Here is a 13,653-nt window from a genome sequence, read left to right on the forward strand (position 1 = left end):
GGTGGCCTCAAGCCGGTGATGATCACTGGGTTGTCGGGTCGTCGTCCAGGCCGGTGCAGCGTCGGCGATGGCGCGCGGCAGGCTGCACGCAGCTGGGTAGTGCGCCGTCGCCTCCGACGGTCTCCTCGGGAACTATCGACCTCGCTTCGATGAGTCGCGTGCAAGGATGTCGCTCGTGACCGGATCGTCTTCCTCGTCTGTCGCCGAGGGCACGCCTGACAACTCCGGCCTGGGTCCCCGTGCCGCTGCCGTGCTTGTGTCCGGGTCCTCGGCCGCGGTCCTGGTGGTCGAGATCGTGGCTTTGCGGCTGCTGGCTCCCTACCTCGGTCTCACCCTCGAGACCAGCACCATGGTGATCGGGATCGCCCTCACCGCGATCGCCGTCGGCTCCTGGCTGGGTGGGCGCATCGCTGACCAGGTCGATGCACGACGGCTCCTGGGCCCGTCGCTCGGGGTGTCGGGAGTGGTCGTGGCGCTCACCCCGGCCGTTCTGCGCACCACCGCGGAGTGGGCACCACCGGTGCTCCTGTTCATCGCGTCGCTGACCATCCTCGTGCCGGGCGCGCTGCTCTCCGCAGTGACGCCGATCGTGACCAAGATGCGTCTGACCAGCCTCGCCGAGACCGGAACGGTTGTCGGCCGGCTGTCCGGTGTCGGCACCGTCGGCGCCATCGCCGGCACGGTCCTCACCGGTTTCGTCCTCGTGTCGCGGTTGCCGGTCAGCGGCATACTGATCGGCCTCGGAACGCTGCTGGTGGTCGGCTCGGCGCTGGTCGAGTGGCGAACGCGCGGGTGGAGCGGCACCCCTGCCCTGACACTCGTGGTCGTGGCCGGCGGCCTCGCCACCGTGGTCGCGCCCGGTGCCTGCGACACGGAGACCAAGTACCACTGCGTACGGGTCGTCGCAGACCCCGACCGGGGCAGCGGCCGCACACTCGTCCTGGACGGCGTGCGGCACTCCTACGTCGACCTCGACGACCCGACGTTCCTGGAGTTCACGTATGTGCGCGCCATCGCGTCGGTGGTCGATGCCGCCTTTCCTGAAGGTGAGCCACTCGCTGCCTACCACCTGGGCGGCGGCGGACTCACTTTCCCCCGTTACCTCGCGGCCACGCGGCCCGGGACGCGCAGCCTTGTATCGGAGATCGACAGCGGGGTCGTGCGCATCAACCGCGACCGACTCGGTCTGGGATCAGAAGCCGGTATCGATGTACGTACCGAGGACGGCAGGCTCGGCCTGCGGCGACTGGACGCCGGCAGTTGTGACCTCGTTGTCGGCGACGCCTTCGGGGGCGTCAGCGTGCCGTGGCACCTCACCACGGTCGAAGCGATGAAGGACGTACGGCGGGTGCTCGACGAGGACGGCCTGTACGTCGCCAACCTCATCGATCACGGTGGTATGGCCTTCGCACGTGCCGAAGCAGCCACTCTCAGCGATACCTTCGAGCACGTCGCCCTCGTCGGCGAAGCCGCCGACATCGGCCTCGACCCGACCACCGCCCCCGAGGGCGGCAATCTGGTGGTGGTCGCCTCCGGCCGACCGGTCGACCTGCGCGCGGTCCAGGATGCGCTGGACGCCCGGCATACCGGCTGGAGGATCGCGACCGGTGACGACCTCACCTCCTGGATCGGCGATGCCCGACCGCTCACCGACGACTACGCACCCGTCGACCAACTCCTCCAGCCCTACAGCCCACGGAGCAGCCAGTGACACGACACACGTCCAGGCCCCGCCGGCGCACCTGAACCGGCGGATCCGCCGCGACGATGACGTTCTCGTCCGCGCTGCCCAGCAGGCGGGGACGGCCTCCTGCCCACCGGTCCAGACAGGCCAGGCCCATCTCGTTGAACCGGTGGATCACATCCCGGACGGTGTCTTCGTCGGCCTGGACGCGAACCCTCATCGGTGATGCCATATCCGCCCCCTGTCACACGCCGTCCTGACATCCAGCACAACGAGCGGCCCGGCAAAGGTCTCCGTCACAGCACCAGGAGCGCAGGAAGCTCCGTCGGGCAGGGTGACCACATGGGTCCCATGCCGCGACGGAGCTCGGTCGGCCGGGCGGCGGGTTACCGGCGCCTGGCAGAGGTCGGTGCCGTGTGCGGTGCTCCCCGGCTCAGCCGAAGTTCACGTCGCTGCACCACATGTAGGCCTGGTCGAGGTGCGAGGCTTGCCAGATCACGAACAGGATGTGGTGTCCGGTGTAGCCGGAGGTCTGGACGGGGAACGAGATGTTCTGCGCCGGGGCGAAGCGGCCGGTCTGCGTGATGAAGTCGAGGTTGCCCCAGCCCAGGGTCTGGGTCTTGGGGTCGAAGCCCTGCTTGCTCACGTAGACCCTGAAGTAGTCGGCACCGTGGGACGCCTGGTCGTACAGCTGAACCGTGAAGTTGTTGCTGACGTTGGTCGTCTTCCACGGCCCGGGCTTGTTCAGGCTGGCGTTCCTGGAAAGGTTGTTGCTGCAGAGCGTCCCGTCGGGGGTCCGCGCCTGGAACTGGCCACCGAGGCCGTCGCGGAGCGCGCTCATCCAGTTCCACATGGTGTCGGGGTTGGCCTGGAAGGCCTGCCAGCACATGGGGTCCTGGGTCTGCATGGCCGGGTTCGTGTGGTTGCTGCCCCACGTCTTCCAGCACTGGTACGCGCGGGTGGCGGGGCTGACGATGGTGCCGTGCGCCTGGGCGGGTGCCGACCAGGTCAGTGCGCCGGCAACCACGGCGAACAGCATGACGAGCGCCTGGAGAGGCCGACGGAGGGACGACCGCGAACGCCCGGTTAACGGACTCTGTTTGCGCATGTGGGGGGAACTCCTTCCAGTTGCTACGCTGTTATGGGAGCGCTCCCAACGGTAGGGGCTCTGGGTGAAATGTCAATGAAACAAACACAGTTGATCACAGGGGTGGGCGCGAGCAGGGGATCTGCCGCGAGTAGATCGACGCCCGGGTCCGTTCCACTGATGATGGTTCTCCCGCAGAGCACTCCGCCCTCACCCACGTGGCAGCCACCAGCTCGACGATCCGGCGGTAGTCACCGCGAGCACCCGGTTGGCGAGGTTCCTGCGCCCGGACCCAGGCAGCGACTTCCGCTCCTCCGGCAGTCCCCACCATCGACAACGTCGGCCAACTCGCCTTCGCTGAGCCAGAAATGAGCTAGCGAAGCCTGAAATTCGCGGTCTTGCAGATCTGGACCAGCGGGGGAGACTGCCTTCACGACCGGGTCCGCCCGGTCCCCGCAGCACCACGCCAAGCAGGTCGGTCCACCGTCACTCCAGCGAGATGAGGTCTCATGAACCGAAACCGAGCCGCCGTCAGCGCGGTCGCCGTGATCCTGTTCACCGCCGGCCTCGCCGTCGGCCCGGCAGCCGCCACCACCGAGGCGAAGGCCCGCGTCGGAGCCGACTGGACAACTCAGTCGATTGTCTTCACCGCCGCCGCGGGGCAGACCAACGACCTCAGCATATTCTCCATGTACACCAGCGACGGGATCCGGCGGATCGGCTTCAGCGACGTGGTCCCGCTCGAACCGGGCGACCACTGTGCGTACTCCAGAGCCGAGGACACCACCTCCGTCGTCTGCGAACTGCCCGCCGACAGCCCTCGGCCCGACAGGATCGACGTCTTCCTCGGCGACGGCAACGACACGATCGCCGCCTTCACCCCCGGGATCGGCACCGTCAGCGGCGGCCCCGGCGACGACGAACTGCACGCCCACACCGCACGCACGGTGCTGGGCGGCGCGGGGAACGACATGGTCATGGGACCGGCCGCCCTGCACGGCGGCGACGGCATGGACCACCTGATGGGTGACAGCAGCAACCAGCAGATGTGGGGCGGCCGGGGCGACGACATGATCGAGGGCTACGGTGGTGACGACACCGTGCACGCCGGCCCCGGCGACGACCACGCCATGGGCGGGGACGGCCGCGACATCGTCCTCGGCGGCCCCGGCAACGACACACTGGACGGCGAAGGCGGCGACGACCTCGTCTGGGGCGGCACCGGAGAGGACGCCCTCGAAGGCGGGCCCGGCCGCAACATCGTCCTCCCGTAGTGCGCCTCTATGGCCGAAGGTCCCGGCCCGCGGCGCGAACAGCGTCGCGGGCGCCGAGCCACCGCCGTCGGGCGGCGACGATGCGCTTGAGGTTGGACGGGGCTGGTGGAGCGGTCGCGGGCGACAGCATCGGCACCACTTCCTGACGTTCGACGGGGACGTTTTGCGTGTCGCCACACGGTAGGAAGGGGCCGGTGCTCATGGTCCTCCCGGTCGTCCCGGTCCTCAGCGGTCCTCCCGGTCCTCCCCGTTCTCCCGGTCGTCCGGTCGTCCCGGTCCTCAGCGGTCCTCCCCGTCCTCCCGGTGGACCTGGTCGGCGGCCTCGCGTGCGGTGTGGGCGAAGGCGCGGACCAAGGGGGTGGTGCCGCTCTTGAGCCAGACCGGTGCCCAGTCGACGGGCGGGGCGTCGGAGAAGGGGATGTACGTGATGTCGGGACGGCCGTAGAAGCGGGTGACCTGGGCGCCGACGATCACTCCCCCGCTGCCGGTGCCGACCAGGTGCAGGGCCTCCTGGAACGTCTCGAAACGCGGCCCGCTGCGGATGAGCCTCCCCTCCGGGGTGCGCTCCGGCCAGCGGTCGGAGGGCCAGTCGCCCGGCAACGCGCCGGCCAGCCGCAGCAGGGGTATGTCACCGAGGTCCTCCATGACCACCGCCGTGCGGCCGGAGAGCGGGTGCCGGGACGGCACGGCCAGCATCCGGGCCTCGGAGAAGATCACGGGGCCGACGGCGATGTCGGACGCGGCGAGCGGCAGGCTGGTGACGAGGACGTCCACGTCACCGGCGCGCAGCCGCTGGAGCGCCTCCGCGACCTGGGTCTCCCGGGCCCGGACCAGGCAGTCCGGCTCCTGCCGGGCGAACAGGTCCGCCGCCCGGTGGACGACCTGGCCCGCTGCCGCGCCGACGTAACCCACCCGCAGGGTGCTGCGGGCGCGGCGGACGGCCGCCACCGCGCGGTCCATCGCCGTCCGCAGTTGTTCGTACGCCGGCCGGACGTCCTCGTAGAGCCGCAGACCGAGGGGCGTGAGGCGAACGCTCCGGTTGGTCCGCTCGAACAGGTCCGTGCCGACCCGGCGTTCCAACTGCTTGATCGTCTGGCTGACCCGGCCGGTGGTCACGTGCAGACGTTCGGCGGTGCGCCCGAAGTGCAGTTCCTCGGCCAGGGTGAGGAAGGCCTCCAGTTCCAGACGTTCGAACACGGGCGCTCCTGCGGTGTTGAGTGGGGCTAAACACGGGTTGCGGTATCGGGCGTTGATCGGCCGGTTACCGGCGGGCAGTCTGCCAGACGGCGATGTGCCGCGTTGACCTGCTGTGTTCACGTGCAGTGCTGACGACTGCGCACGCCCGGGGGGTTGCCGCTGACGGTCGCCGGGACGCCGCAGCCGGCCGGTTCGCGGCAGCCCGGCTCCGGACCGCGCGCTCGTTCCGCGCCGGCCGCACCCGCGAGCCACGAGAACACCGGGCCGAAGGGCCCCGCACCGACGAGAACGGGAGAGTCACATGGGGGAGACGACCATGCGTGCGATCGGCCAGGACGGTTTCGGCGGCCCCGAGGTCCTGCGACTGGTCGAGGCGCGGCGTCCGGAGCCCGGTCCGGCCGAGGTATTGGTCCGGGTACGCGCGGCCGGCGTCAACCCGACCGACTCCTGGCACCGCGCCTCCGGGGGACTGGCCGGCACGGTGGTCCGGCTCGGCTGGGACGTCTCCGGCGTGGTCGAGGCGGTCGGTCCCGGAGTGACCACGCTGGCGGCCGGCGACGAGGTGTTCGGGCTGCCGCGCCACCCGCTCCCGGCGGGGACCTACGCCGAGTACGTGACCTCGCCCGCCCGGCACCTGGTCCGCAAGCCCCGCGCCCTGACCCACGCGCAGGCCGCGGCGCTGCCGCTGGCCGCGCTCACCGCCTGGCAGGCGCTCGTCGACGTCGCCGAGGTGCGGCCGGGGCAGCGCGTCCTGATCCACGCGGCGGCGGGCGGCGTCGGACACCTCGCCGTCCAGGTGGCCAAGGCACGCGGCGCACACGTGATCGGGACCGCCCGCGCGGCCAAGCACGCATTCCTGCGCGGCCTCGGCGCGGACGAACTCGTCGACTACACCGAGACCGACTTCGAGACGGTGATCGAACCGGTCGACGTGGTCGTCGACGCGATCGGAGGCGCCTACGGGCCGCGCTCGCTGCGCACCCTGCGCCCGGGCGGCGTGCTCGTCTCACTCGCCTCCCCGGCCGAGGCCTACCTCGCGGACGAGGCGGCGGCCCTCGGCCGGCGCGCCGCGTTCATGATCGTGGAAGCCGACCAGGCGGGCCTGCGCGAGATCGCGGCACTCGTGGACGCGGGCCTGCTGCGCCCCGAGATCGCCGCGGTGCTCCCGCTGGCCCAGGCGGCCCGGGCCCACGAACTCGGCGACTCCCGCCGGACCACCGGCAAGATCGTCCTGTCCGTCACCGACTGACCGCCGCCCCCCGACGGCTCACGCGTCCGGACGGATCACCGCGCGGACGCAGCCGTCCGTCTTCTCCTTGAACATGTCGTACGCGCGCGGCGCCTCGTCCAGGGAGAGGGTGTGGGTCGCCAGGTGGGCGGTGCTCAGCTCACCGGCCGCCAGGCGGTCCAGCAGCATCGGGATGTAACGCTGGCCGTGCTGCTGCGCGCCCCGCACGGTCAGACCCTTGTTGATCACCGCGCCCAGCGGGAACTTGTCGACCGCGCCGGCGAAGACACCGAGGACGAACACCGTGCCGCCCTTGCGGCAGGCGTGGATGGCCTGGCGTACGGCGGTGGGGCGGTCCGTCTGCAGCCGCAATTGCTGTTTGACCTGGTCGTAGAGGTGCACGGGGCTGTCGCTGTGGGCTTCCATGCCGACCGCCTCGATGCACACGTCCGGCCCCCGGCCGCCGGTGCGTTCACGCAGCTCGGCCCCGACGTCGGTGGCGGTGTAGTCGATGACCTCGCTGCCGATGTACCGCTCGGTCATCTCCAGCCGTTCGGGAATGCGGTCGATGGAGATCACCCGCTCCGCGCCCAGCAGGATCGCGGCGCGGGCGGCCATCTGGCCCACCGCCCCGCAGCCCCATACGGCGACCACGTCGCCCGGCTTCACGCCCGCCAGGTCGGCGCCCATCCAGCCCGTCGGCACCGAGTCGGACACGAACAGGGCGCTGGTGTCGTCGACACCCTCCGGGACGGGGAAGGCGCCGTAGTCGGCGAAGGGGACGCGCACGTACTCGGCGTGGCTGCCGCGCAGGCCGCCCATGGCGTGCGAGTAGCCGAAGATGCCGCCCGTGTCGGCGCCGAACAGGGCCTGGCCGATGCCGGGGTTGGTGTTGGTGTTGTCGCACAGGGACCACAGGTCGTGGGCGCAGTACCAGCAGCGCCCGCAGCCGACGAACGAGGAGACCACCACCCGGTCGCCCACCCGGTGCTTGCGTACGCCGGAGCCGACCTCGACGACCTCGCCGAGGAACTCGTGGCCGATGACGTCACCGGAGCGCATGAACGGGATGTAGCCGCCGATGAGATGGAGGTCCGAACCGCAGGTGGTGCCCGCGATGAGCCGTACGATCACGTCCTGGTCGTTGCGCAGTTCCGGATCGGGCACCTGCTCCACGGCGAGCTTGTTGACGCCTTCCCAGCACAGGGCCTTCACAGCACTCCCTCCCCGCCCGCGCGGCGACTCAGCAGACCGACGAGCTTTCCGCCCGGGGTGTCGTGTGTGGTGGGCGGGGCGTCGGGTCGCAGGACCTCACCCGCCTCCAGCAGCGACTTCGCCTCGCGCAGGGCCTGGCGCAGGTCCTGACGCGGGTCCGCACCGGCGAGCCGGGCCGGCACGGAGTACGCGGCGTCCGGCTCCGCCTCCCGCAGGCGCACCGCCAGTTCCGTGCCCCGGTCGCCGGGTGCCGGGCGGACGCGCGTCTCGATCCGGTCGCCGTACTCCCGCAGCGGGGACGGCAGCTTGTCGGGCTGCACCTCACCGGGTTCACGGTTGACCGTCACCGTCAGCCACCGGTCTCCGGCGGATTTCGCTGTCGTACGTGCCTTCGCGCGGCGCAGCAGGACGGCGGTCCCGGCGGCCAGACCCGCGGCGGCCGCCGTCAGCGATTTCCCAGCGGGAGTCATGGGGGATCACATCCTCGGGAAGCGGAGTGGGGGTGCGGGGGAGCGGCGCGCGCCGTCCGCGCGGAGGGCGCGCGCCGGTGGGCCCCGGTGTGCGGCGAGTACCCCGACCGCGTCGCCCTATCTCTCCGCGGCACGCACCGCCTGAGTGGAGTGCGCGCGGTGCTGTGGGTTACCCGTGAGCCGTCCGCGGCGACCGGAGAAACCGAAGGAACGGAGGAACCGCAATGATCACGTCTGAGCACGTCAAGGCCCTGCTGGAGTCCGACGCCGACGAGCCGGTCCTGGTCGTCGTGGCCGGTGCCGCCGCCGTCGTACCGGCGTCGGCGCTCACGGACGATCGGTGGCGCGGTGCCGCGGAGGTCATCTCCAGGGAAGACCTCGTCGCCCGGCTCGACACCGACGACGCGTCCGGGCGCGACCTGGAGGCGATCGCCGCGCGCCTGGACGTCGCCGTGACACAGCTCGGCGCCTGAACCTGCGCGTCTACGACGTACCGCGCCTACTAGGTACCGGCGCGTCTACGACGTACCGCGCCTACTGCATGCCGGCGCGCCTACGACGTACCGGGCGGGTCGCGCAGGATGTCCGTGGTGATGTCCGGCAGCGACCTGCCGGTGCGGAAGGCCTCGGCGCGCATGAGGGCGAGGGCGTCCTCCGGGGTGACCCGCCGTCGGGCCGCCAGCGCCCCGACCGCGCGCCAGGTGTCGAACCAGTGGGCCCGGACCACCCGCTCCGGCTCCCACACGGGGGCGTCGTTCCCGGTCAGCAGCATCTCGCGGGTCGGCATGAGCGCCGCCGTCACGGCGTCGGCCACGTCGGCCGCCTGCTCCAGGGCCTCCTCGTCTAGCGCGCCGGGCCGCGTCGCCAGCAGGTCGACCGACCCGAGGACGTAGTCGCCGAAGAACAGCGGGAGCGCGTAGACGGAGCGCACCTCCGGCAGCTTCTCCCGTGTCATCGCCCCGAACAGCGGCCAGGGCGTCAGCTCGTGCCGCAGATCGTTCACGGCGACGGGCTCGCCGGTCCGCGCGGCGCTGACGCAGGGTCCCTCCGCCACCGTGAACTGGATCTCCTCCAGCTGCAGGGCGGCATCGTCCGACGCGGCGAGCAGCTGGCGGGCGGGGGTGTCGGTGAGCAACGACAAGGTGGCACCGTCCACGCCGAGCCCTTCGCGCACCGCCGCGCACACCCGCCGGGGAACCTCCGCACCGGGGCTGCCCGCCGCGGCTCGCGCGACCAGCCGCGCCGCCTTCGTCACCTCGGCGGTCATGCGGCGGGCGGGCGCACGTCGGCGATGACGAAGCCGCTGCGCGGTCGTGCCGGGATGCGCCGCAGCGAGATCGTCAGGTCCTGCTCCGGAACGGTGTACTCCAGGCGGGCCAGCCGTGTCGCCAGAGCCTCCAGCAGTCCGATGGTCATGCCCTCGCCCGGGCAGCGGTGCCCGTGCCGGGGATCGCCGCCGCCCTGCGGGATCAGTTCGTCGCGGTCGACGGGCCGGTCCAGGAACCGTTGCGGGCGGAAGGCGTACGGATCTCCCCACAGCTTCTCGTCGTGGTGCTGCCCGTACACGTCCAGCAGCACCATTCCGCCGGCCGGCACGTGTTCGCCCTGCCAGGTCAGGTCGGTGACGGCCCGGCCGCCCAGGAACGGGGCGAACGGGTAGAAGCGGCGGACCTCGTGCGTGAAGGCCGCGGCCCAGGCGGCGTCACCGCCGCGCAGCCGCTCCCGGTTCTGCGGCCACCGGTGCAGCGCGTGCGCCGCGAAGGCGACGAACCAGCAGACGGCGACGGTGGGGCGGATGACGTTGAGCAGTTCCACCGCGGCCGTCCGCGGCTCCAGCGGCTCACCGGTCGCGTGCGGGTGCCGGCAGACCTGGTCGAGGGCCGAGTCCGCGGGGGCGGTCACCGCGCCGGACCGGACGTCCTCGACCAGGCGGGCCAGCCGTGCCTCCTGCCGGGCGCGGGCACGCCGGGCCCGCCAGTGGCGCGGCCCCAGGGTGGCGAACCCGTCCACCATCGCGACCAGGTCCCGCGCCAGCGGCTCGGCGTCGTCGTCGGTCAGGGGGATCCCCGCCCAGCGGCAGACCCCTCGGGTGAGCACCACGCTCGCCTCGTCGAGCAGTACGACGGAGGAGCGGCCGGCCCACGTGGGGACCGCCTCGTCCCACGCGGCGGTGACATGCTCGACCACCCCCGCGATCCGCTCGACGCCCAGCAGGGGCAGGAACAGGTCCTTGCGCACGCGGTGGGCGTCCCCGTCGAGGGTGTGGACCGCCCCGTGGCCGAACAGGGTGCTCAGCACCGGGCCGGGAAGGGCGTCGTGGCGGCGCACGTGCCGCTCGTCGTAGAAGAACCTCACCGCTTCCGGCCCCCGCACGGCCAGCGCCGGACGGCCCATGAGGCGGGTCCGCACGACCTGGTCCGCGCTCCGCCTCATCCGGTTGGGCAGCCAGGCGTACCCCTCGGCGAGCGCGGGCAACGTGTGATCGGCGAGGGAGCGGTGAGGTGTGTCCATGGCGCACGGGTGCCCCTGCCCGCCCGGGGCGACACCTCGACCGGCGACGAACCGCCTGGTCACCCGCCTACGGGTTCCCGGTGGTCTTCCGGGCCTGCCGGGCGATGTCCTCCAGTACGGCCTCGGGGTCGGCGGACGGTGCGACCGCCTTGCCGATGTTGCGCTTGATGATGTTGCTGACCTGGAGCCAGGACGGTTCGTTGACCGGGTACAGCCGGGCACCGCGCAGTGCGGCGAGGAACTGCTCTCCGCTGGGGTCCGCCGCCGCGTCCGCGGAGGTGCGCGTGGCGGTCACCGTCGAGGGCAGCAGGTGGTAGCGCCCGGCGAACTCGCTGAGGTTCTCGTCCTTGTATACGAACTCCAGAAAGTCGCTGGTCAGTTCGCGGTTGTCGGCGTGCTTGAAGGCCATCATCCAGTCGGCGACGCCCACGGACGGCGGGGCCTGTCCGTCGCCCAGGGTGTCCGACACCGGCATGCGCAGGGTTCCGACCTCGATGCCCTTCGCCCGCGCCTCGTGCAGGAGGGACGGGTAGCCGTTGAGCATGCCGACATCGCCGCGCAGGAACGCGGCGAAGGCGTCCTGCCGGTCGAGCCGGGCCGGCGGGACGGGACCGGTCAGGCCGGGGGCGACCAGGTTGTCCCTGATCCAGCGGAACGTCTGCGTGTTCCGCTCGGACGCGATGCTGTAGCCGCCGCTGTCGTCGGCGTACCCGCCGCCGTTGCTCAGCTGCCAGATCAGGGCCTCGGCGTGCGCCTCCTCCGGGCCGAGCGGCAGGGCGTACGGGTACGGCACGCCCCGCGCCTTGAGCGCCTGGGCGGCGGCCTTGAGATCCGACCAGGTCTTCGGCGGCTGCGCCCCGGCCTCGTCGAACAGCTCCTTGTTGTAGAAGAGCAGCCGGCTGCTGGCCACGAAGGGCAGGCCGTAGAGGGTGCCGCGGACCGAACCCGCCTCGGCGAGCGGCGCCAGGAAGTTCGACTCCGCCCTGACCGACAGCACCTCGCTCGCCGCGTAGAGCCGGCCCTGTGCGGCGAAGTCGGAGTACGCGCCCATCAGCGCCACGTCCGGGGCGTTGCCCTCCTCGACCATGCGGGTGACCTCACGGTCGACATCGGTCCACGGGAGGAGCGTCACCTCGACCTTCGTGCCGGGGTGGGCGGCGGTGAAGGCGGCGCTCAGCTCGTCCCAGTACGCCTTGGAGCTGGTCGAGGGGCTGTTGCCGTACTCGGCTGCCACCAGGCGCAGCGTCGTCCTGTCGGCGCCGCCGCCGGACGAGCCGCAGGCGGTGACGAGGGAGGCCAGCAGTCCGAGTGCGGCTATGGAGGCGCGAGCGCCGGAGAGTCGTGGTCGCACAGATGTTTCCTCTTGCCTTTTCTGGACGGTGCGGCCGGAATTCTGCCCCAGCTCAGGGTGTATTGCGGCCCCTGATCAATGGTTGTGGTCATTGCTCCAACCACGGCAGTTCGGGCTGGTGTCTTCCGATATACCGACGTCGACGACGACGCGCGTAGAACCTTCCGCGGTGTCCAAGGCGACTCCCGGACGGAGTATTGACCGCGGCTACTCGTCGTGCGCGGGTTCCGCGGGCTCGTCTTCGGCGGGCGGAAGGACCTGGAGGATCCGGCCGGACGACGTCACGACGCAGCGGATCTCCGTGTCGCCCTCGACCTCGGCAGGGGAGATCTGCGCGCGCAGCAACTCCTGCCGCGCCGACACGGACTTGTCGGAGTCGTACCAGCGGCCCTTGAGCTGGACCTGCCCGAGGCGTTCGGTGAGTTCGGTCGCGACCGCGTCGGCGTCCTCCAGGCGGTGCACCTGCGACTCCACGAATCTCCGCAGCGCGGTGTAGGGATTGGCGGGATCGGCGAGAGCCACCGCCGCCGCGTGCACGACCAGCGCCTTGCGCTGCACCGCGATCGCCGCCCGTGCCAGGTGCAGCTCCCGGACGAAGTGACCGGTCTCCTTCGTCTCGCCGCCCAGAGCCTCTTCCAGACGGCGGAAGTCGGCCTTCCCGTCCTCGTCCACCAGCTCGTCGACGGCGCCGCGGTACTTCTCCAGGAACTGCTGAGCCCGGTAGAACTCGTCGTCCGCGCTCTTCAGCGCGAGTTCGAGCCGGGGGTGATGCCCGTCGAGTATGAGACTGGCCGCGCGGGACAACTGGGCGTCCGCCGACCGCTGGTGCGCGATGCGCTCGACGTAGTGTCGTTCCTCCTGGCGGCCCAGGACGGCTTCGACCCGGCGCTGGTGTGCTCGCTGTTCACGTTGCGCCATCATGTCCATCGCCAGGACGGTTCCCGCGACGGCCAGCACCGGCCAGCCCGCCGCGACGGCTCCTCCGGCGGCGACAGGCTTGAGAACCGCGTGTGCCGTCGTGCCGCCCGTACGGGAGAACCCTCTGAACCCGGACGTTCCCGCCGCCTTGACCAGCTCGGCGCCCTTGGGCAGCACGACGCGGAACAGGGTCGGGCTCTTCGGGTCGAGGGCCTTCACGATATCGGTCAGCGCCTGCTGCATCGCCGCGTTCACGGGCACGGTCCGCAGTTTCGCCAGCTCGCTCTCGCCGACCGGGTGGTACTCGACGGCGACCGGCGCCGCCGCGGCCTCCAGCGCGTCCCAGATCGTGGCGGACGTCGAGCCGGCGGCCGCGAGGACCTGCTCCGGGACCAGCAGCCCTGCCGGAGGGAGTCCGGTCACGTCCGCGGTGCCCGGTGGGGGAGGACCGTCCGCAGCGGCGACCGTCCGCCGCCGCGTTCTCCGCAGCAGCCAGGCGGCGACGAACACGGCGACAAGCACCAAGACGGCGATGAGGGCCACCAGCTCAACAGGCGTCGACTTCAAGCCAGGTCACGTCCTCGGACAGGCGGCGATGCTGTATGCGAAAGCGCACCCGAGCATAGCCGGGGCCGGTGCTCGCGTTCGCCGGAAAGTAGTTCACCGAAAGCCACCCCACATCCGCCCCGGCGTCCCGAGGGTCGCGCCGGCTGCGTCG

Annotated in this window: 12 protein-coding genes and 1 pseudogene; 4 read left to right on the forward strand and 9 right to left on the reverse strand. The window is 71.5% G+C overall.

From position 1 onward, the window contains the following. Nucleotides 1-175: 175 nt before the first annotated feature. Nucleotides 176-1,711, forward strand: coding sequence for a fused MFS/spermidine synthase (locus tag AB0K92_RS10965; protein ID WP_365921643.1), 1,536 nt, complete (start codon nt 176-178; stop codon nt 1,709-1,711). 52 nt (nt 1,712-1,763) lie between these two features. Here AB0K92_RS10965 and AB0K92_RS10970 read toward each other — a convergent pair. Together AB0K92_RS10970 and AB0K92_RS10975 are read right to left on the reverse strand one after the other, a co-directional pair. Further along, nucleotides 1,764-1,916, reverse strand: a pseudogene (locus AB0K92_RS10970) (helix-turn-helix domain-containing protein); the annotation flags it as partial. Nucleotides 1,917-2,117: 201 nt separating this feature from the next. Next, nucleotides 2,118-2,723, reverse strand: a complete 606-nt coding sequence (locus AB0K92_RS10975) for a lytic polysaccharide monooxygenase (RefSeq protein ID WP_166004560.1) — start codon at nt 2,721-2,723, stop codon at nt 2,118-2,120. Nucleotides 2,724-3,280: 557 nt separating this feature from the next. Here AB0K92_RS10975 and AB0K92_RS10980 point away from each other — a divergent pair. Next, entirely contained in the window at nt 3,281-4,045 is a 765-nt protein-coding gene (locus tag AB0K92_RS10980) for a calcium-binding protein (RefSeq protein ID WP_365921517.1), read from the forward strand. A 279-nt stretch (nt 4,046-4,324) separates the two neighbouring features. On the opposite strand, the gene AB0K92_RS10985 is transcribed toward AB0K92_RS10980, so the two are convergent. Then, entirely contained in the window at nt 4,325-5,242 is a 918-nt protein-coding gene (locus AB0K92_RS10985; protein WP_365921519.1) for a LysR family transcriptional regulator, read from the reverse strand. 301 nt (nt 5,243-5,543) lie between these two features. On the opposite strand from AB0K92_RS10985, the gene AB0K92_RS10990 reads away from it, so the two are divergent. After that, the gene (locus AB0K92_RS10990; protein ID WP_365921520.1) at nt 5,544-6,491 is read left to right on the forward strand and encodes an NADP-dependent oxidoreductase; all 948 of its coding nucleotides are present in this window, start codon (nt 5,544-5,546) and stop codon (nt 6,489-6,491) included. Nucleotides 6,492-6,509: 18 nt separating this feature from the next. Here AB0K92_RS10990 and AB0K92_RS10995 read toward each other — a convergent pair whose 3' ends face one another. Continuing rightward, nucleotides 6,510-7,685, reverse strand: coding sequence for a zinc-dependent alcohol dehydrogenase (locus AB0K92_RS10995; protein WP_365921522.1), 1,176 nt, complete (start codon nt 7,683-7,685; stop codon nt 6,510-6,512). After that, nucleotides 7,682-8,155: a hypothetical protein gene (locus AB0K92_RS11000; protein ID WP_365921524.1), complete on the reverse strand. Its 474-nt coding sequence runs from the start codon at nt 8,153-8,155 to the stop codon at nt 7,682-7,684. Before AB0K92_RS11000 ends, AB0K92_RS10995 begins: the two co-directional genes overlap by 4 nt. A 224-nt stretch (nt 8,156-8,379) precedes the next feature. On the opposite strand from AB0K92_RS11000, the gene AB0K92_RS11005 reads away from it, so the two are divergent. Continuing rightward, on the forward strand, nt 8,380-8,628 hold the full coding sequence (locus tag AB0K92_RS11005; protein ID WP_365921526.1) for a hypothetical protein: 249 nt from the start codon (nt 8,380-8,382) through the stop codon (nt 8,626-8,628). Between the two features lie 80 nt (nt 8,629-8,708). Here AB0K92_RS11005 and AB0K92_RS11010 read toward each other — a convergent pair whose 3' ends face one another. The 4 genes from AB0K92_RS11010 to AB0K92_RS11025 form a co-directional block, all read right to left on the reverse strand. Then, nucleotides 8,709-9,422 (reverse strand): GAF and ANTAR domain-containing protein, encoded by a 714-nt coding sequence (locus tag AB0K92_RS11010; RefSeq protein ID WP_365921528.1) that lies wholly within the window; start codon nt 9,420-9,422, stop codon nt 8,709-8,711. Beyond that, nucleotides 9,419-10,666, reverse strand: a complete 1,248-nt coding sequence (locus AB0K92_RS11015) for a cytochrome P450 (protein ID WP_365921530.1) — start codon at nt 10,664-10,666, stop codon at nt 9,419-9,421. The genes AB0K92_RS11010 and AB0K92_RS11015 overlap by 4 nt, the downstream gene beginning before the upstream one ends. Before the next feature lie 67 nt (nt 10,667-10,733). After that, nucleotides 10,734-12,017, reverse strand: a complete 1,284-nt coding sequence (locus AB0K92_RS11020; RefSeq protein ID WP_365921532.1) for an extracellular solute-binding protein — start codon at nt 12,015-12,017, stop codon at nt 10,734-10,736. Nucleotides 12,018-12,224: 207 nt separating this feature from the next. Then, nucleotides 12,225-13,502: a hypothetical protein gene (locus AB0K92_RS11025; RefSeq protein WP_365921534.1), complete on the reverse strand. Its 1,278-nt coding sequence runs from the start codon at nt 13,500-13,502 to the stop codon at nt 12,225-12,227. Between the last annotated feature and the right edge of the window lie 151 nt (nt 13,503-13,653).

The organism is Streptomyces sp. NPDC052687, assembly GCF_040678395.1.
GTDB lineage: Bacteria > Actinomycetota > Actinomycetes > Streptomycetales > Streptomycetaceae > Streptomyces.